The organism is Candidatus Contubernalis alkalaceticus, from assembly GCF_022558445.1.
GTDB lineage: Bacteria > Bacillota > Dethiobacteria > SKNC01 > SKNC01 > Contubernalis > Contubernalis alkaliaceticus.
On sequence record NZ_CP054699.1, the window covers coordinates 224,322 to 244,366 of the forward strand.

The following is a 20,045-nucleotide window of genomic DNA, read 5'->3' on the forward strand; positions in this document are numbered from 1 at the left end:
ATTGAATAAAGTAAGTGTTAAAGATTTGGATGTCAAGGGTAAAAGAGTATTGTTAAGAGTAGACTTAAACGTTTCCATAAACAAAGATGGGGAGATTATAGAGGAGAACAAAATTCGTTCCAGCCTCCCTACCATTCAGTATCTGGTTGAGCAGGGAGCTTTAGTGATTATTGCTTCCCATCTGGGCAGGCCTAAGGGTCAGGTGGTGGAGGAGCTGCGCATGGATCCCGTGGCCAAAAAATTGGCAGAGATGTTGGGAATGCCGGTGTACAAAACGGATAATGTGGTGGGAGAAGAACCGCTGAAAGCATTGGATATGTTGAAGAATGGCGATATCCTGATGCTGGAAAATATTCGGTTTCACCCGGGAGAGACCATCAATGATCCACAGTTAGCCAAGGAATTTGCCCGGCTGGCTGATTTCTATGTGAATGATGCTTTTGGTACCTGTCACCGGGCTCATGCCTCCACGGTGGGGGTGGCTGAACTTCTGCCTTCTGCTGCAGGCTTAAACATGGAAAAGGAAATTTCTGTGATGAGCAAAGTGATGGAAAACCCTGAAAGGCCACTGGTGGCCATCTTGGGAGGAACAAAAGTTGCCGATAAAATTGGGCTGATCACTCATTTTATAGATATCGTGGATGTGCTGCTAATCGGAGGAGGTATGGCTAATACTTTTTTAAAGGCCAAAGGATATCAGATGGGAAAATCTTTTGTAGAAGAGGATAAGGTAGAAGCGGCCAAAGAAATACTGGCTATGGTTGAGGGAAAGAAAGCAAAATTTGTTCTACCTGTAGACTTTATAGCTGCCAGCGAAGCTTCGGAAAATTCTGATCAGAAGGTAGTCGCGGCAGATTCAATCCCATCGGATTGGATGGCTTTGGATATAGGCCTTGAAACAGTAGACTTGTTTCAGGAATATTTAGATACAGCCAAGACGGTAATCTGGAATGGCCCTCTGGGTATGTTTGAAATTGAAGATTTTGCTCAGGGCACCGTAGAGACGGCTCACTTTATTGCAGATCTGGAAGCGGTTAAGGTTATAGGTGGAGGCGATGTGGTGGCTGCTGTAGAACGGGCAGGGGTTGCCGACAGAATGACACATATTTCTACGGGTGGAGGAGCTGCTCTGGAGTTCTGGGAAGGGAAAGAACTCCCTGCACTGTCAGTTTTACCAGAAAAAGTTAAGGTGTAAAAATTCCCCGCCCTTTGTTAGTAGGGGCGGGGCTTTAGTGTCAAGGTTTGTCAGAAGAACTGTCCCCTTGACACTTGCAACATAAAGAGGAGGTATTTTATTAAAGTGCGCAAACCTGTAATTGCAGCCAACTGGAAAATGTATAAAACGGTTTCTGAAAGCAGGGAGTTTGTAAAGAAGGTTGTCCCTGCCTGTGAGTCATTTACCGGTGTGGAAGTGATTTTATGTCCCACCTTTCTATCATTGGCTAATATGGTGGAAGATCTGAAAAATACTTCTATTAAACTGGGAGCCCAAGATTTATTTTGGGAAAAGGAAGGAGCTTATACTGGTGAGGTTTCCCCATACTTACTATCTGATCTGGGTGTAAGTTATGTGATTGTTGGACATTCTGAAAGAAGAGGTTATTTTGGGGAGACGGATTCACAGGTGAATGATAAAGTTAAAGCTGCCTTTTCTTTTAACATAAAACCAATTTTTTGTATTGGGGAGAGCCTGGAACAGAGGGAAGAGGGGATTACTAAAAAGGTTATTGAAAGGCAGCTGGAACAGGGCCTTTTGGGGGTAGATTCATCCTCAGCCGCTGATTTAACTATTGCCTATGAGCCTATCTGGGCTATTGGAACCGGCAGGTCTGCCTCTGTAGAGGATGCCCGGGAGGTTATTGCATTTATTCGGCAGTGGGTATTTGATAATTTCTCACCCGAGATAGCCCAAAATATTCCTATCTTATATGGGGGCAGTGTAAACCCTGACAATCTTGAGGATCTCCTTGCCCAGGAAGAGATTGATGGCGCCCTGATTGGTGGGGCCAGTCTTAAGGAAGATTCTTTTATAAAAATGGTGACTGCTGCCAATAATTTCTAGTAATTGTTGTTTTAATCATTAGCAGCTTTTAAATATCTGATGTTTTATTATATTCTAATATATTTTGAAAGGAGAACCATATGCAGAGGCCAAAACCCCTGGTTCTTACCATATTGGATGGGTGGGGCCTGGAAACTGGCCTGGAGGGAAATGCTATTGCTCTGGCCAGGACACCTAATATAGATTCATACCAAAGTCGTTACCCTTATACCAGTTTAGAGTGCAGCGGAGAAGTGGTAGGGCTTCCAGAAGGACAGATGGGTAATTCTGAAGTAGGTCATTTAAATATTGGCTCCGGCAGAATTGTTTACCAGGATTTAACCAAAATAAATGTAGCCATACGAGATGGTAGTTTTTTTAAAAATCCCGCACTATTAAATATAATCCAGCAGGTTAAAGAAAACAAATCTTCCCTGCATCTCATAGGGTTGGTGTCCGATGGAGGAGTGCACAGTCACCTTCGTCACCTGTATGCTCTTCTGGATTTAGCTAAACTACAGGGTCTATCTAAAGTTTACATACATGCTGTGCTGGATGGCCGGGATGTACCTCCGGCAAATGCTAAAGAATATCTGACTGATCTCAAAGCTCGAACCAAGGCTTTGGGAATTGGTGAGGTGGCCACAGTCAGTGGGCGTTATTATACCATGGACCGGGATAGGCGGTGGGAAAGAATTGAGAAATCTTACCAAGCTATGGTATTGGGACAGGGGGAGGTGGCGGCCAGTTCACTGCATGCTGTGGAAAAGGCATACGAGAACGGTCAGACTGATGAGTTTGTGCTGCCTACGGTAGTACTGAATGAACAGGGGGTACCCCGGGGATTAATTAGGGAAAAAGATGGTGTGATTTTTTTTAATTTTCGGCCGGATCGGGCCCGGCAGATAACCAGGGCCCTGGTTGATGATAAATTTCCTCATTTTAATCGAGGAGAAGCTCCTCCTCGGGTAAATTTTGTCTGTTTTACCCTTTATGATATTACCATTGATACTCCCGTTGCTTTTCCACCGGATAATTTGACCTTAACTCTGGGAGAAGTGTTGTCTTGGGAAGGTTTGAGCCAGCTAAGGATTGCAGAGACTGAAAAATATGCCCATATAACCTTTTTCTTTAATGGTGGGCTGGAAGAACCATATCCGGGGGAGAATCGTATATTAATTCCTTCTTCCAAAGTAGCTACATATAATCTTAAACCTGAGATGAGTGCCTATGAGGTTACAGAAGCCGTATTGGAAAAGATAGAAGAAAACATTTATGATGTGATTGTGATTAATTTTGCAAACCCTGATATGGTAGGACATACCGGTATCCTTAAAGCTGCCATTGAGGCAGTAGAGGTGGTGGACTGCTGTGTGGGTAGAGTTGTGGAGGCTGTTTTAAACCGAGGGGGGGTTGTACTGCTTACTTCTGACCATGGAAATTCAGAGAAAATGATCGACTTACAAACCCGGCAGCCCCACACAGCCCATACCTCCAACCGGGTACCGTTTTTCTTGATTGGGGATAATTTTAACATTCAATTAAGGGGAGAAGGAATTTTAGCTGATATAGCTCCTACTATTTTGGAAATACTAAATATAGAGAAGCCCCGGGAAATGACCGGGCAGAGTTTAATAGCGCAAAAGTAAGTTAAAAGTTACTAATTACTGCAGTTGGGTTAAGAGCATAAGGCTATATATACTTAGAAAAAATTAAAAATTAAAAATTTATAACAGGAGGATATAGAATGACCACAATTATTGGAATTGAAGCTAGAGAGATATTAGATTCCCGGGGGAATCCCACAGTGGAGGTAGATGTTTACTTGTCCAGCGGTGCTTTTGGCCGGGCTGCGGTGCCTTCGGGAGCTTCTACCGGTAAGTTTGAAGCGGTGGAACTTAGGGATGGGGATAAACAACGTTACCAGGGTAAGGGTGTTTTAAAAGCTGTTGAAAATGTGAAAAAAATTATTAGACCGGAATTAGAAGGAAAAGATGCCCTGGATCAGAATAATATTGACCAATTATTAATAGAGTTAGATGGGACTCCAAATAAAAAGAATCTGGGGGCTAATGCTATTTTGGGTGTTTCCATGGCTGTGGCCAGAGCAGCGGCGGAAGCTCTGGCAATCCCTCTGTATCGTTACCTGGGGGGAGTAAACACCAACATTCTTCCTGTTCCCATGTTTAACATTTTAAACGGAGGTCAGCATGCCGATAACAATGTGGACATCCAGGAGTTTATGGTCCTGCCTACGGGAGCCCCCAGTTTTAAGGAAGCTCTTCGCATGGGGACCGAAGTTTACCATCATTTAAAAATGGCTTTGGTTAAGGAGGGGTTAAGTACTTCTGTTGGAGACGAAGGTGGATTTGCTCCAAATCTTTCTTCCAACGAGGCGGCCCTGGAGGTTATTATTAAATCCATTGAAGCTGCAGGATACAAGCCCAAACAGGATTTTCACCTGGCCTTGGATGTAGCGGCCAGCGAAATCTACAGGGAAGGCACGTATCACCTGGAGGGGGAAGGGTTGGAAAAAACTTCTGAAGAGATGGTAGATTACTACCTGTATCTTTTAAAGAATTATCCCATTATTTCTATAGAAGATGGGTTGGATGAAGAGGATTGGGAGGGCTGGAAGCTTTTGACGGACCGGGTCGGTAATCAGCTTCAGATTGTAGGGGATGACCTTTTTGTAACCAATCCGGAAAAACTATCCAGTGGTATTTCCCGCAGGGTTGCTAATTCCATCTTAATAAAACTGAACCAAATTGGTACCGTTACAGAGACCCTGGATACTATTGACCTGGCCAAACGTAATGGCTATACCTGGGTGATTTCCCATCGTTCAGGGGAAACTGGGGATGATATCATTGCTGACCTGGCTGTGGCTACCGGTGCTGGACAGATTAAAACCGGGGCACCATCCCGCTCTGAACGATTGGCAAAATACAACCGTTTATTAAGGATTGAAGAGGAATTGAATCAAACAGGATTTTATGCCGGAAAAGAAGAATTTAAAAAATTTGGGCTGAAATAATAATGCTGAATTTATACCCTTTTATGATATGAAAAATATTGTTAAGATAGTGTTTTAACAGGTTTAGAAAATTTAAAAAAATTCAGACAAAGTATTAAAAAAAGAAGGAATTTTTATGGCTTCTTGCGAATTATAACTATGTCCCTTATATATTTGGACCTTTAGGTATGAAGCTTTATTATTTGGTTTAAATAGTAGGGTTCCCGGAATTTCCGGGGTAAAAAATGTTTATGGAGACTGGCCTAAAGTCAGCTCTATTAACCTTATATTACTTGGCGCCTTCGGGAGCCCCGGGAAGACATTCTAAGGTCAAGTCGATCCCGGAAAACCTCCTGCTGTGCAGGGGGAGTTAAAGCGTACCACAGAGTTAATAAGTCCAAGGAGGTGATTTGTTTGCAAACTGCTTTAACCGTTCTATATCTAATAGTATCTGTTGCATTGATTTCAGCCGTTCTCCTGCAGTCGGGAGGGCAGGGAGGATTAACTGGAGCTATATCCGGAGGCAGTGGCGGCCAAGCTCTGTGGGGAAAGAAGAAAAGCAAGGAAGAGCTGCTTGGAAAGATTACTGCTTATCTAGCCGCAATTTTTATGATATTTTCAATTATTATAGCTATTTTTCATGTGTAAGGTACATTATTTTGAAGGAGGAGGAGAATAAATATGGATATTGAGAGCTACATAATCTTAGCACCCATTGCGGGAGCAATAGGACTATTGTTTGCTATGTATCTATTTAACAAAGTCGGAAAAGCTGACCCCGGCAACAAGACTATGGTTGATTTGTCAGACGCCATTCATGAAGGGGCCATGGCTTTTTTAAACCGTGAATACCGCAGTCTGGCTATTTTTGTTGTAATTTTGGTAATTGTGTTGGGGATCTTTATTGACTGGGGGACTTCTATATCCTTCCTGGTGGGAGCACTTGCTTCTGCTACTGCTGGATATATTGGTATGAAGATTGCTACCAAAGCCAACACCAGAACTACCCAGGCTGCCCGTACCGGGATTAATGAAGCCCTGGTAGTTGCTTTTTCCGGCGGGACCGTTATGGGCCTTTCCGTGGTTGGATTGGGCCTTTTAGGTCTTGGTGTTTTATACTTGATTTATGGTGACCCTGAAGTTATTAATGGATATGCTCTGGGTGCCAGCTCCATCGCTCTTTTCGCCCGTGTAGGCGGCGGTATTTATACCAAAGCTGCTGACGTGGGTGCAGACCTGGTGGGTAAGGTTGAAGCGGGAATTCCTGAGGATGATCCCCGGAACCCTGCCACTATCGCTGACAATGTAGGGGACAACGTAGGTGACGTAGCCGGAATGGGTGCTGACCTCTTTGAATCCTATGTAGGTTCTATTATTGCTGCTTTAACCCTGGGTGTTTTAGCTTTTGGAATGGAAGGGGTAGTGCTGCCCCTGATGGTTTCTTCCACAGGAATTATTGCTTCTGTTATAGGATATTTCTTTGTGCGGGTTAAAGAGGGAGCCAGTTTAAGCGCAGCTCTGGAACGGGGCACTTATGTAAGTGCTGTTATTGTTGTCATTGCTACTTTCTTCCTTTCCAGGTCTCTGCTGGGTGCAGAAGATGGAATGGGTGTCTTTATTGCTGTTATTGCTGGCCTTCTGGCAGGGGTTCTTATTGGTAAGATTACCGAATACTTTACCTCTGACCACTATCCTCCCGTTAAGGGAATTGCTGAAGCTTCCAAAACCGGCCCGGCAACCAACATTATCGCTGGTTTGGCTGTAGGTATGAAATCTACCGCCCTTCCTATTATTGTGATTGTAATTGCTATCCTGGTGGCCTTTAAGTTTGCGGGCCTCTATGGAATTGCTATTGCTGCTGTGGGCATGCTGTCTACCGCCGGTATGACCATTGCTGTTGATGCTTACGGTCCTATCGCTGACAACGCCGGTGGTATTTCCGAGATGTCAGAATTAGGTCCAGAAGTTCGTAAGATTACCGACCAGCTGGACTCCTTAGGAAACACCACTGCTGCTATTGGTAAAGGTTTCGCTATTGGTTCTGCTGCTCTAACTTCACTGGCCTTGTTCTCGGCCTTTACTCAGGCAGCTAACCTGGATGTTATTGACATCACCAGTGCAGAAGTTATTTCCGGTCTGTTAATTGGTGGTTTAATGGTGTTCTTGTTCTCCGCTTTGACCATGGAAGCTGTTGGAAAAGCTGCTTTCATGATGATTGAAGAAGTGCGGCGTCAGTTCCGGGAAAATCCTGGTATCATGGATTACACAGCTAAGCCCGACCATGCAAAATGTGTTGATATCAGCACCGGGGCTGCTTTGAAAGAGATGATCGTACCCGGTATCATGGCCGTTGTAGTTCCCCTCTTTATCGGTTTTGTGTTGGGAGCACAGGCCTTGGGCGGACTTTTGGCTGGTGTTCTGGTAACTGGTGTTTGTATGGCTATCAACATGGCTAACGCCGGTGGTGCATGGGATAACGCTAAGAAGTACATTGAAGGTGGAGCCCATGGCGGCAAAGGAACAGAAGTTCACGCTGCAGCCGTTGTTGGTGACACTGTAGGTGACCCCTTCAAGGATACCTCCGGTCCTTCACTGAACATTCTGCTCAAGCTGGTAAGTATTGTAGCCTTGGTATTTGCACCATTGTTCTAAATATACAGATTATTAAAAAGGCAGGCAAAGTTCTTTGCCTGCCTTTTCATTGTACTTTTTTTCCGAACTGGGTGACTCGCAGGCTTCTATTTTATGGGAGCTAACATATTTCAATACCCAGAAGGTTTCTCTTTTACCAATTTTTCTATATAATAGAGTAAGACTGTAAAAATTTATCTCTTTGCAGGATCGAAATAAATAATTAATCATACTTTTGGCTAATTGTGGGGATAATGTTATATTATCCTTTGGAGAAGGGGGAAAAATATGTCCATCAAAGAAAAGCTTTTAGATTATATGAGAGAAGAGGCTTATAAGCCTTTAAATCTTGAAGAGTTAGTCACCTTGATGAATACAGAGAAAAAAGATATTAAAAAATTTACCAGACTGTTGAAAGACATGGAAGAGAACGGAGAAATAGTCAAGACCAGGTTTAATCGTTATGGGGTTCCCGAAAGAATGAATTTAGTAGTTGGATACCTGCAGGCTCATCCTCAAGGTTACGGATTTATTCTTCCGGAACAAAAGGATCAGAGAGACGTTTTTGTAAGTCCCAATGAAATAAACGGCGCCATGCACGGGGATCGAGTAATTTGCCGTCTATTAAAAAAATCAGATGATAAAAGGCCTGAAGGGGAAATCATCCGTATATTAGATCGGGCTAATAAAACCCTGGTGGGCACTTATGAGTCTTCCCAGAACTATGGTTTTGTGGTGCCCGATGAACACCGGATTATACAAGATATATTTATACCTAAGGGCTGTTCCCGCCGGGCAAAGAATGGGGACAAAGTAGTGGTGGAAATTACCGCATGGTCGGAAAAAAGAAGAAACCCTCAGGGGAACGTTATCGAGGTACTGGGTCATAAAAGTATGCCCGGGGTAGATATTACCTCCATTATTAAGAAATTTAATCTTCCGGAGGAGTTTCCCTCAGAGGTTTTGGCGGAAGCACAAAAGTATTCCGACGAGATTGATGATTCGGAATATGAGCAGAGGAAAGATCTGAGGGACATGCTGATAATTACCATTGATGACCAGGAGGCTAAAGACTTAGATGATGCTGTATCCCTTGAGAAAACGGGGGAAGGTTATCGTTTGGGAGTGCATATTGCCGATGTTGGTTATTATGTCAGAGAGGGAAGTTTTTTAGACCGGGAAGCATTTCAGCGGGGGACCAGTGTGTATCTGGTAGACCGGGTAATTCCTATGTTACCTCCTCGGCTTTCCAATGAGTTATGCAGTTTAAATCCCAATATTGACCGGTTAACCTTAAGCGTGTTAATAGACATGAGCAATGATGGAAAAGTAATAAATTATGAAATGTATGTCAGTATAATTAATATTAACGAGAGAATGACCTACCAGAATGTAAATAAGATAATTGAGGAGAACGACTCGGCATTAAAGGAAAAATATCAGGAAATTCTTCCCATGCTGCAGAACATGCAGGAGCTGGCCAAAACTATAAAGAAAAATCGGCAGATCAGAGGTTCACTGGGTTTTGATTTTCCGGAAACCTATGTGAAACTGGATAAAGAGGGACACCCTATTCATGTTGAGGAAAGGAAAAGGGGCGTTGCCGAGAGTATGATTGAAGAATTTATGATAGCCTGTAATGAAGTGGTGGCAGAACACTTTTATCATCTAAAAGCTCCATTCCTATACAGGATTCACCCGGACCCTGATGAAGAAAAAATTATAAATTTTAGAGACTATATAACCAACTTTGGGTATACCTTAAAGGGGAGTCTTAAAAATCTACACCCATCCACGCTGCAGAATGTTTTAGAGCAGGCTCAGGGTAAGAAGGAAGAAAAGATTATTCATACCATTCTTTTAAGGTCTATGAAACTGGCCCGTTACTACGAGGTGAGGGAAAGGCATTTTGGGTTGGCTTCTGAATTTTATTCACATTTTACTTCACCTATCCGACGCTATCCTGACTTAGTAATACATAGAATAACCAGGGAAATTGTGAAGAATGGTGCACTTTCTAGTAAAAAAATAAAGAAATTAAAAAAAGACCTTCCCAATATCGCAGAGCACTGCTCTACCCGGGAGAGGATGGCCATGGAGGCGGAAAGGGAGAGCCAGGATCTGAAGAAAGTAGAGTACATGGAGAAAAAGGTGGGACAGGTATTTCCTGCTATTATCAGCAACATAATGAACTTCGGTATGTTTGTGATGCTGGAGAATACCATTGAGGGACTGGTTCATATAAGCAGTATGACCGATGATTACTATCATTTCATCGGCAAAGAATTTTCCCTGGTAGGGGAAAAAACCAAAAAAACCTACTGTATTGGCGACCCGGTTAAAATATTGGTCAGTAAAGTAAATCGGGAAGAGAGGAATATTGATTTCTTATTAGCAGATTAAAAGGAAATATGAACTTGGTTCTCCTGCTTCATAAGGTGACATAACCACAAGATAGCACACGCAGTACATATCGGCACAAACTACAGCCATTGACATGGACTTGAAATGATGATACAATCTTTTAAGTAGTGATTTAAATAATATTTTTAGTTCACAGAAAAGAAAGCTGCCCTATTTGTCCGGGAAAAGACAGGTAGGGTTAACTTTTCCCCGGAGAGATGAAATGAGTGAGAACAGTTTTGCCAAAAATCGAAAAGCAAGACATGATTATCATATTGAAGAAACCTATGAAGCAGGCATTGTGCTGCAGGGCACCGAAGTGAAGTCTATTAGAGCCGGCAAGGTAAATCTAAAAGATAGTTTTGCCCGGGTTGATAGGGGAGAACTATTTTTATACAATATGCATATCAGCCCTTATGAGCAGGGAAATATAGCAAATCATGATCCTTTGCGCACACGAAAACTGTTAATGCATAAAATGGAGATAAAAAGGTTCATCGGTCTCATTAAGGAAAAAGGCTATACAATAATCCCCTTGAAATTATATCTTAGAAATGGCAAAATAAAAGTAGAGCTGGGTTTGGGCAAGGGGAAAAAACTCTATGATAAGCGAAAGACGCTTCATGAAAAAACTGCTCAGCGGGAGATTGAAAGGGCATTTAGGGAAAGGCAGAAGTAAGAACAACTAAAAAAAGTTTATTATATTTGGGGGCGTAAGGATTCGACGAGGGTGGTATAGGTAGAAGTTGCGAGCCCGGGACCGTGACCCGGTCAAAACATGGAAAATAAAACAACTGCAAACGATAATTACGCTTTAGCTGCTTAGATAAAGCAGCCGTCCACCCGGTTTTTGCCTGTGAAACCGGTGCTGGGCGACAAGTAGCAGGCTACCTGTCTGAAGGTGCTCATATTCAGAACCAGGGAAATTACCCGAGCTAGTGACCGTCTATTCCCTGTCTTGAGGTAAAACGGCACGAAAAGAAAAATCAAGACTATGTTCGTAGACGCTTCTGCTGGTACATTTTCGGACGCGGGTTCAATTCCCGCCGCCTCCACCAAATTTAAACTCAAATTTTGATACAATGAAAAGTCCTTGCTGCAAGGGCTTTTCAGGTTTTTTGGAGGAATAATCAGCTAAAGCACTGGCATATATGCACCTTTCTGCCAAAATGTATGCACACCCCGGCTCTGAAAGAAATTGAGAAAATTAAAAGTTGTTACTTAATTTCATTGAATGTCACTATGCAAGTAGAGTATCATGTAAAATGTAAGGGTATAGAAAAATCGGGTATTGGATTATCAGGTTGAACTTTGGTCGGTTTGCCATCTTAAACAATTTGTAAAAGAGTTTGAAATATCTGTAATGAGGCTGCTAATTATGTCAATATAATGCGAAGACGTTTTAGTAGAGTATATAGGGAAATCAACAATAGCTTCTGCGTAAATACTAATCCTTTAATAGTTTTTCATTTGTTTTTTTTGAAAGATACTTCATTAATAATAAAAACGCACAAAAACCGACGAAGAAGGTGATACCTCCTATTATAAGCTCAGTTGGGGATGTTCTGTCGAACCACCAATAGTTAGTGAATAAAAAAACGATAGCAGCAACAATAGATGTAGGTATTATACGTTTCGAGGCAGTAACAAAAAAACCGGAACCTACATTTTTTGCCGCAAGATAAAAAGTTACACCGTAAAACAGTATCGCCAGATCCCAATAGCTGGAAACGGGGTCTTGAAGAATAAACTGTCTATATAGTAAAGCTACCAAAATTCCGAAATATAAAATTGTAAATGCTGTGCTTCTTTGCAAACGCTTTTCTTGAATAACTCTTTCATCTTGAATATGGTTTTTCATTTTTCATTCTCCTTTACCCAAAATAAATCATCCAAGGTTTTATTTAAAGAATAACATATTTCTAAGCATAGCTTTAATGAAGGATTATAGTTGCCTTTTTCAATTAAATGTATAGTTTGCCTAGTAACGCCTACCAGATCTGCTAATTGCTGCTGTGTTAGATTATTATTAATACGGGATAACTTAACATTATTATTCAAATGACCACCTACCTTTTAGAGATTGTAAGTAATAGCTATATGTTAATTATATATTACATTTAAAGCGATGTTAACTATATATTACATTGCTTTATAAAAAATGGGTAGAAAAAGTAAGAGCTTCTTCTAATCCATACAATGTGGTTATTTACTGCTATGGGGATATGATCGCAGATATTTCGGGCACACGTAAAGCCCCGGGAAGTCAAGGGGACGTTTTGTTTTACTTGCCATTATTACCAAATTGTTAGAATAAATTGAGGTGATAAAAATGCCATGATCTTTCAGGAAAAAAGTCAAACTGGAATATATTATGTAATGCAAAAACACAACCGTTAACCCTGGTTATCCCCACTTGACAATTGTGTAAACACCGTATATACTTAAGGCAAGAGGTGATTCGAATGTTTACTACGATTCAAAAGTGGGGGAATAGTCAAGCAGTCAGGTTACCCAAAGCCATCCTTGAAAAGGCATCTCTAAAAGAAAATGATAAGGTTGAAATCCGAGTAGAGGAAGGCAATTTGATAATTATCCCGGTGAAAAAACATGTAACATTGCAGGAGCGTATATCAGAATATAGGGGTGATTATCAATGCAGCGAATGGGAGACAGGAAAACCAACCGGTAAAGAGGTGTGGTAATGGGTTATATCCCGGAGCAAGGTGATATTGTTTATTTGGAGTTTGACTCACAGGCAGGTCATGAACAAAAAGGGAAGAGACCTGCATTGATTGTTAGTAACAATACATTCAATCAATTTACTAAACTGGCCATGGTGTGTCCTATAACCAATACGAAAAGAAATTTCCCCTTGCACATAGAATTGGATGAGCGAACGAAAACACATGGTGTTATCATGTGTGAGCAAGTAAAGTCCCTTGATATAATAGCAAGAAATGTCATTTTTTTCGAGAAGGTTCCTAAAGATCTTGTTGAAGAGGTAATTGATATTATTATTTCTTTTGTAGAGGAAATATAGGGCGAGACTAACCATGAAGCTGCACCCGTAGAAACTGGTGTGGGTACACCTTCGGACACGGGTTCGAATCCCGCCGCCTCCACCAAATAATCTACCATCTATTGATAAAAAGAGTTTATCGGTGGGTGGTTTTTATTTTGCCTGAATAGGCGAATAACAAGCAATAAAGCCATTCCTCTATTATAGAAGAGCGGTTTTATTGCTTTGTGGTAGTTTCAAAGAAAGTGTGCCAAGTGCCAAGGGGACGAGTGCCAAGGGGACGTTTTGTTTGGCTTAGGATAATTAATGAGTGAAAGTATTTTTGTAAAAGCTGTCCTCTTCAGAAGCTTTCAAGAGGTTTTTTCGATTGGTCAAGCTAGAATTCTACACCCATACCCAGACAAAAGGCTTCGCGTCACATACTCAAGGTAAGAGCCACGTTGAGGAATTACCGGAGGCAAGTGCCTGAATCTCCGGGCAACAAAGTGCCTAATTTATAGTCTGTCATGGTATTCCTTGTTTACTCCGCGTAAATCATGATCGCCATTGACAGATTTATCTACTGTGTGATACTATATAGGCGTAATAAGTAATACTGCATACCGGTGATACTAAATAGGAAGGAGTGAATATCCTGGTACATCTAACAGAAATGCTCAAAGGCGTGCTTGAGGGCTGCGTCCTTGAAATTATAAACCGTAAAGAAACGTATGGTTACGAAATAACGAGGCAGCTGAATGATCTTGGCTTTACAGATGTCGTGGATGGGACAGTCTATACCATCCTGGTGCGCCTAGAGAAAAACAGGCTGGTGGAGATAACGAAAAAGCCATCTGACAAAGGACCTCCGCGAAAGTTTTATGTACTCAACGATGCGGGACGTGAAGATTTACGGATGTTTTGGGAAAAATGGGAATTTGTTGCATCAAAAATAAAATATTTGAAGGAGGGGAAAAATGAATTTTTGGGAAAAAATCACCGGTAACGATATGACGAAAGAAATGAAAGGGTTTGAATCTCGTGCTAAAAAGCTGCCAACTGATTATCGAGCAGCATGGGACGAAATTAATGCCAACATTTGGGTTTATTCAGATTTCACAGGCCGCAACATCATGCCAATTCTTGACGGTGTGCTTGGTTTACTTGAAGAATCGGCGGTGGAGGGACAAAGTGTTCAAGAGGTTTTAGGCGATGATATCGAAGGCTTTTGTTCAGCGCTGGCCGGCGAAGAAGGGGCAAAGTCTTTTCGTGATAAGTGGCGCGAACAGCTCAACTATAATGTTGCTAAAAAGTTAGACAAATAGGAGGGTGAAAATGGGAATACGAGATATCATTGAAGGAAAAAAAGAGTGGCGAGCGCACAAGGCACGTGTCAAAGCGCTCCCGAGCGAGTATCAGATTGTTTATAAAGAGATTCAAAAGTATCTATTCAAAGTCGGCCCTGTTGAGCTAACTGACGGGACGGATTTACTCTCAGGGATTGTCGATCTCTTTGAAGAAGGCGCAGCTTTAGGGAAAGGCGTGCTTGAGGTTACGGGAAGTGACGTAGCGGTTTTCTGCGACGATCTAATCAAAGAATCAAAAACTTACGCTGACATCTGTCAAGAATCTGCTAATCAAGAAGTCAACAAGGCAATAAAAAAGGTTGTCAAGGATAATACAAAGTAAAAGGGAGGGATTGGTAGAGTGTGAATTACGAGTGGATATTATGCCCGGTCTGTGGCAACAAAACACGGGTCAAGATAGGTGTTGATACGGTACTTGAAAACTTTCCAATATTTTGTCCCAAGTGTAAACAGGAAACAATTATCAATGTAAAACAACTGAATATATCAGTTATTAAAGAGCCAGACGCTAAGACGCAGAGCCGATAACCGTGATTTAAATCATAGTTGTCGGCTCTTTATTTTTGGAGGGAGGATAAGAAGATGAAGAAAAATATCATACAAATTAAAGGAGTAAGAAAATCATTTAAGGATGTACACGTACTCAAAGGAGTAGATTTTGAAGTAGAGCAGGGAGGTGTTTTTGCATTATTAGGTTCTAATGGAGCTGGAAAAACAACGATGATCAGAATCATGGCTACTTTACTTAAAGCAGATGCTGGAAGTGTTGTGATCAATGGCTTTGATATTGAAAAAAATCCAGAGGAGATTAGAAATTCTATCAGTCTTACAGGTCAGTTTGCTGCTATTGACGAAATATTGACTGGACGTGAAAATCTTCAAATGATAGCAAAACTTAGACATCTTATTAATCCAGATCAAGTAGCAGATGAGCTAATTAACCGTTTTAGTATGTCAGAGGCTGCAGATCGAAGAGTTGGTACTTACTCTGGCGGTATGAAAAGAAGAATTGATATTGCAATGAGTCTTGTGGGAAATCCAAAGATTATTTTCCTGGATGAGCCAACAACAGGTCTTGATCCAGAAGCACGTTTAGAAGTTTGGAAGATTGTAAAGGAGTTATCAGCTGCAGGAACTACAGTATTCTTAACGACTCAGCATTTAGAGGAAGCAGAACAGCTTGCAGATAAAATCGCTATTCTTCATGGAGGAAAAATCATTGCTCTAGATACACTAGAGGGATTGAAAAAATTATTTCCGCCTGCAAAAGTTGAATATGTTGAGAAACAACCTACATTAGAAGAAATATTCTTAGCAATCATTGGTAAAAAGGAGGAGAAATAAATGAAATCTACAAATAAATATTTTTTCAAAGATATGAGTGTTATGTTTGGGCGGTCTATGCGTCATATTTTTAGAAGTATGGATACGATCATCACAGTTAGTCTCACACCTATTGCGATTATGTTATTATTCGTTTATGTATTTGGTGGTGCAATTGAAACAGGTACAGAAAATTATATTGATTATTTATTACCAGGTGTTATGTTAATGTCTATTGGTAGTGGGATTGCATATGTAGCTTACCGTTTATTTACAGATAAAAACCGTGGTATATTTGAACGTTTTCATTCCATGCCTATAGCTCGTTCCACAGTATTATGGGGACATGTATTAACTTCATTAATTTCTAATGGAATTTCTGTTGTAGTTATTATACTTGTTGCATTATTAATGGGTTTCCGTTCTTCAGTAGGAATCTTAGAGTGGATAGTAGTATTTGGAATTCTTGGAGTATTTACACTTGCTTTGACTTGGATTGCTGTAATTGCGGGACTTGCTGCTAAAACACCTGATGGTGCAGGGGCATTCTCTTACCCAATCATCTTCTTGCCCTTTATCAGTTCTGCTTTTGTACCAACGGAAACTATGCCTTCAGCAGTACGCGCCTTTGCTGAAAACCAACCAGTAACATTTATCGTAGAAGCTATCCGTGCATTACTGTCCAATCAACCGACGGGTAACGATATTTGGGTCGCCCTTGCATGGTGTGTCGCAATTATGATTGTAGCATATATCTTTGCAATGAGGGTATATAAAAAGCGGTAAGTTGTATAATTAAGTGCCCAAACATAGATAAAAAGTGACTCACAGCTAAAACCTCTATATAATGTTAAGTGAATTAGACAAAACATTAGGATGAATAGCATATGAGTCAATTACATTGTAACATTAAATCACGACTTTTATTGAATACAGACCAATGGTTACGCAGAAGACTGCGAATGTTTATATGGAAGCGTTGGAAGAAAGTCATAACAAGATACAAAATGCTGAAGAAACTAGGATACAATCATGAAAATGCAATAAAATATTCCAACACAAGAAAAGGCTACTGGCACATAGCCAATAGCCAAATCTTATCCTGCTCAATAACCAACAATCGGTTAAAAGCAACAGGATACTTATTTTTCATGGATTACTACAAAACTGTTAAAGCATAAACTAAGGAACCGCCGTGTACCGAACGGTACGCACGGTGGTGTGAGAGGTCGGTAGATAAAATAATTATCTACCTCCTACTCGGTTAAATAAATTGAAGAATAAAGAAGGAAAACCAGCTAATAGTGTGTAATAAATCTTAAAAATCAGAAAATACTTGAAACTGCCCAAGAAAGCTACAATGAAAGCAACGGCATATATGGATTGGATAAATTACTTAAAGATGTTCGAGAAAAATTCCCCAAATGTTTTCGAAATAATTAGCAATTGGCTGAATTTAGGAGAATAGCTAACTTAATAGTTTCCGGTTTAACGGGAAAACCTCATGTAAGGATATTTGATTTAGGAGCAGGCGGTAGCTACTTGATGTAAAAGGTGAAGTGAAGAGCCCGTTGCGTTAATAGCGCATGGCGGGTTCTGTGAGGGGTTGGAATCGTAAGATTCCGCCTACTCGACCCATCGCCTCCCCGGCTAAAGTATGGGGACACATCTCTTCAAGAAATGTCCCCATTGAAATACGCTTCGCTCCGAGGACGCAGGAACCGTCCCCATGGCACCGCTTAAAGCGGTTTCACTGAATACTTACTGCTATTCTAATGATAAAGGAAAGAAACAATGACAATGTCTATCAAAAATAATCTAAACTCTTCAGCTAAAGACAATAAGTTCACTGCCTTTACAAATGTGAGTCGAGACACTATACGAATAGTTATGCTTGGCTGCATAGCTATTTTGCTGGCATTATTGGTAATGAGTATAACCGGCATGGTAATAACAAAAAATGCAGTAGTACATAAACTTAAAACCCGTGACTTGCAAAACATGGCCGGAACAATCTCGGCAACAATTGAAGGTAGAATTGAAAAGGCTGTGGATGCCTCTTTACTTCTATCCAAAGACCCCATGTTAAAACATTGGATTCGTAGTAATGACCAAGATGAGGCATCTAGGGAGATAGTAGAAGGAAAACTCAAGGAGTTAGTAGCGGATTTTGGTTATGATACCGCCTTTTTAACCAGTGCCATCAGCTATAATTACTGGTCATATACAGGTGGGGAATTTAAGTTGTTAAATGTTGTCTCACCCCATAACCCTGCCGATGGTTGGTTTTTTGATACCTTAGAGATGCAAAGAAAATACGCTATAAACATAGACCCCAATGAGGTCTTACAAGAAACCTTTGTTTGGATAAATGTACTAGTAGGGGACTTAGAAAATCCTATAGCAATAACTGGCGTAGGGCTAAACTTAAGCCACCTCATCAATGACCTTATTAAAGAAGAAGCGGAACAAGAGTTGGATAGCGATATCTGGCTAGTAGACAATTCAGGTACAATACATCTTTCAAAAAACAAAAGTCATCTGGAACGAGAACTAAATAACTACTTATCCCAGGACTTGGTAGATAATATAACAGAACAAAACCTACCCGTTACCAAGTTTCAGGTTGCGGAATATCATAACCATGAAGGAAAACTATATGACGTGGTTTACAAAAACATTAAGGATACAGACTGGAAGCTGATAATTCAAATACCGCGTTCTGAAAGCCTGGGCTTTCTTAATGTAATTTTGATTAACACCATAATAGCCGGCTTAATAATAGTAACCTTGATGATGGCTATGTTTTATGGAATAACAAAAAAAATCGCAAATCCATACAAGCGAACCTTAGAACTAAACCTGGAATTAGAAGAACAAGTTGCAGAACGTACAAAGGAGCTTAAGAAAAAGAACTTAGAAATTCAAGAAAGCATAGAATATGCAAAACTTATACAGGAAACAATTCTACCCTCCCAGGTTGAACTCAAGGAACTATTACAGGACCATTTTGTTATCTGGAAGCCCAGGGATATAGTAGGAGGAGATTTTTATTGGCTAAGAAGTTATAAAGATGGTTTTCTCCTTCTATTAGGGGATTGCACCGGGCATGGAGTCCCTGGTGCTCTCATGACCATGGCTGTAAACTCCATGTTAAACCACATAGTAGAAGATATTGGCCATGATGACCCTGCCTTCATCCTAAAGGAACTTAACCGGCGAATGAAGAATTCTTTTTCAGGCAGCAACTATCATGAACATATAAATCCAGGGTTGGATGCCCTCATACTTTTTATAACCAAAGAGGGTAGTATTTTTTTAAGCAGTTCTAGACTCTCAGCCATCGTTATAGATGAGGAGGGAGTTAAAGAGATAAAGGGAGATAGAGTTACTATTGACGGACAAGAATATGGCAAGAAAGGTGAGTTGACCAACAAGGCAATAAAGTACCATAAGCGGATTTCCTTATACTTAACTACCGACGGCTACACAGACCAACCGGGAGGAGATAAAGGCTTGCCCATGGGGAAAAAGAAATTAATGCATATAGTTAAAGAAATAAACCACTTACCCATGGAGGAGCAAAGGCTGAAGATTGAGGAGTTATTCTTAAAACATTCTGAAAATCAAACTATTCGTGACGATATAACCATAATTGGCTTTACTATAAACAAACAAAGGAGTTGAGCCCATATGCAATTTTCACTATATGATTATTATCAGGAACTTAAAGATAAAAGAATTATTTTCAGCTATAGCGGCCCTATATCACAAGCAAGCCTTGAAGGTATGGGCAATACCCTGCGCCGAAACCTCCAGTATGAAGAAGCTGGGAACAAAGCTTCTCTCTCGGTTTTTTCTATCTTTGTAGAACAGGTACATAATATTTTAAGCTATTCGGCAGAAAAGCTAACACCTGTGGAAGAAGAAAGCCAGGACAAGGAACTTCGTTTCGGTATAGTAGTTATTGGCCGGGAGAATAATGGCGACTATTATGTTTATTGTGGTAATAGAATTTATAGTCAAGATATTCCTCTTCTCAAAAACAAAATAGAGGAAATAAAGACTCTAGGCAAAGAGGAGCTAAAAGCCCTATATAAAGAACGGCGGCGAAGTGCCAAATCGGAAGGAAACAGTAAAGGAGCCGGTTTAGGATTAATTGAAATGGCTAGAAAGGCCGGCAAACCGATAGAGTATTCTTTTGTAAACATTGATCATCAATTCTCCTTTTTCAGTCTCAAAGCCGTAGTACGGAGGTCTTAG

Annotated in this window: 20 protein-coding genes and 1 other RNA gene; 19 read left to right on the forward strand and 2 right to left on the reverse strand. The window is 40.8% G+C overall.

The window, feature by feature from the left end:
* The first annotated feature begins 1 nt into the window (after position 1).
* From HUE98_RS01025 to ssrA, 9 genes are all read left to right on the forward strand, one after another.
* Complete coding sequence (locus HUE98_RS01025) at positions 2-1,195, forward strand: phosphoglycerate kinase (protein ID WP_241422050.1); 1,194 nt, start codon at positions 2-4, stop codon at positions 1,193-1,195.
* A gap of 105 nt (positions 1,196-1,300) precedes the next feature.
* The gene (gene tpiA, locus HUE98_RS01030; RefSeq protein WP_241422051.1) at positions 1,301-2,062 is read left to right on the forward strand and encodes a triose-phosphate isomerase; all 762 of its coding nucleotides are present in this window, start codon (positions 1,301-1,303) and stop codon (positions 2,060-2,062) included.
* An 80-nt stretch (positions 2,063-2,142) separates the two neighbouring features.
* The gene (gpmI, locus tag HUE98_RS01035) at positions 2,143-3,690 is read left to right on the forward strand and encodes a 2,3-bisphosphoglycerate-independent phosphoglycerate mutase (RefSeq protein WP_241422052.1); all 1,548 of its coding nucleotides are present in this window, start codon (positions 2,143-2,145) and stop codon (positions 3,688-3,690) included.
* A 98-nt stretch (positions 3,691-3,788) separates the two neighbouring features.
* Positions 3,789-5,078, forward strand: a complete 1,290-nt coding sequence (gene eno / locus HUE98_RS01040) for a phosphopyruvate hydratase (protein WP_241422053.1) — start codon at positions 3,789-3,791, stop codon at positions 5,076-5,078.
* Between the two features lie 393 nt (positions 5,079-5,471).
* Positions 5,472-5,705 carry a preprotein translocase subunit SecG gene (gene secG, locus HUE98_RS01045; RefSeq protein ID WP_241422054.1) on the forward strand — a complete coding sequence of 78 codons (234 nt, stop codon included), beginning with the start codon at positions 5,472-5,474 and terminating at the stop codon, positions 5,703-5,705.
* Positions 5,706-5,738: 33 nt separating this feature from the next.
* The gene (locus tag HUE98_RS01050) at positions 5,739-7,709 is read left to right on the forward strand and encodes a sodium-translocating pyrophosphatase (RefSeq protein ID WP_241422055.1); all 1,971 of its coding nucleotides are present in this window, start codon (positions 5,739-5,741) and stop codon (positions 7,707-7,709) included.
* Between the two features lie 267 nt (positions 7,710-7,976).
* Positions 7,977-10,091 carry a ribonuclease R gene (rnr, locus tag HUE98_RS01055; RefSeq protein WP_241422056.1) on the forward strand — a complete coding sequence of 705 codons (2,115 nt, stop codon included), beginning with the start codon at positions 7,977-7,979 and terminating at the stop codon, positions 10,089-10,091.
* A 223-nt stretch (positions 10,092-10,314) separates the two neighbouring features.
* Positions 10,315-10,770 (forward strand): SsrA-binding protein SmpB, encoded by a 456-nt coding sequence (gene smpB, locus HUE98_RS01060; protein ID WP_241422057.1) that lies wholly within the window; start codon positions 10,315-10,317, stop codon positions 10,768-10,770.
* Between the two features lie 28 nt (positions 10,771-10,798).
* Positions 10,799-11,149, forward strand: a transfer-messenger RNA (tmRNA) gene (gene ssrA / locus HUE98_RS01065).
* Positions 11,150-11,538: 389 nt separating this feature from the next.
* Here ssrA and HUE98_RS01070 read toward each other — a convergent pair.
* Together HUE98_RS01070 and HUE98_RS01075 are read right to left on the reverse strand one after the other, a co-directional pair.
* Positions 11,539-11,952, reverse strand: coding sequence for a DUF6773 family protein (locus tag HUE98_RS01070; protein WP_241422058.1), 414 nt, complete (start codon positions 11,950-11,952; stop codon positions 11,539-11,541).
* Positions 11,949-12,152, reverse strand: coding sequence for a helix-turn-helix transcriptional regulator (locus HUE98_RS01075; protein WP_241422059.1), 204 nt, complete (start codon positions 12,150-12,152; stop codon positions 11,949-11,951). Before HUE98_RS01075 ends, HUE98_RS01070 begins: the two co-directional genes overlap by 4 nt.
* 404 nt (positions 12,153-12,556) lie before the next feature.
* On the opposite strand from HUE98_RS01075, the gene HUE98_RS01080 reads away from it, so the two are divergent.
* The 10 genes from HUE98_RS01080 (at position 12,557) to HUE98_RS01125 (ending at position 20,045) form a co-directional block, all read left to right on the forward strand.
* Positions 12,557-12,796, forward strand: coding sequence for an AbrB/MazE/SpoVT family DNA-binding domain-containing protein (locus tag HUE98_RS01080; protein WP_241422060.1), 240 nt, complete (start codon positions 12,557-12,559; stop codon positions 12,794-12,796).
* A complete protein-coding gene (locus HUE98_RS01085; RefSeq protein ID WP_241422061.1) occupies positions 12,796-13,134 on the forward strand; it encodes a type II toxin-antitoxin system PemK/MazF family toxin in 339 nt (112 codons plus the stop codon). The genes HUE98_RS01080 and HUE98_RS01085 overlap by 1 nt, the downstream gene beginning before the upstream one ends.
* Before the next feature lie 610 nt (positions 13,135-13,744).
* Positions 13,745-14,098, forward strand: a complete 354-nt coding sequence (locus HUE98_RS01090) for a PadR family transcriptional regulator (protein ID WP_318036533.1) — start codon at positions 13,745-13,747, stop codon at positions 14,096-14,098.
* On the forward strand, positions 14,070-14,417 hold the full coding sequence (locus tag HUE98_RS01095; protein ID WP_241422062.1) for a DUF1048 domain-containing protein: 348 nt from the start codon (positions 14,070-14,072) through the stop codon (positions 14,415-14,417). Before HUE98_RS01090 ends, HUE98_RS01095 begins: the two co-directional genes overlap by 29 nt.
* 10 nt (positions 14,418-14,427) lie before the next feature.
* Positions 14,428-14,781, forward strand: coding sequence for a DUF1048 domain-containing protein (locus HUE98_RS01100; RefSeq protein WP_241422063.1), 354 nt, complete (start codon positions 14,428-14,430; stop codon positions 14,779-14,781).
* Between the two features lie 20 nt (positions 14,782-14,801).
* Entirely contained in the window at positions 14,802-14,987 is a 186-nt protein-coding gene (locus tag HUE98_RS01105) for a cysteine-rich KTR domain-containing protein (RefSeq protein WP_241422064.1), read from the forward strand.
* 54 nt (positions 14,988-15,041) lie between these two features.
* Complete coding sequence (locus tag HUE98_RS01110) at positions 15,042-15,803, forward strand: ABC transporter ATP-binding protein (protein WP_241422065.1); 762 nt, start codon at positions 15,042-15,044, stop codon at positions 15,801-15,803.
* The gene (locus HUE98_RS01115; protein WP_241422066.1) at positions 15,804-16,568 is read left to right on the forward strand and encodes an ABC transporter permease; all 765 of its coding nucleotides are present in this window, start codon (positions 15,804-15,806) and stop codon (positions 16,566-16,568) included.
* Between the two features lie 1,008 nt (positions 16,569-17,576).
* Complete coding sequence (locus HUE98_RS01120) at positions 17,577-19,469, forward strand: SpoIIE family protein phosphatase (protein WP_241422067.1); 1,893 nt, start codon at positions 17,577-17,579, stop codon at positions 19,467-19,469.
* 6 nt (positions 19,470-19,475) lie between these two features.
* Entirely contained in the window at positions 19,476-20,045 is a 570-nt protein-coding gene (locus HUE98_RS01125; protein WP_241422068.1) for a SiaB family protein kinase, read from the forward strand.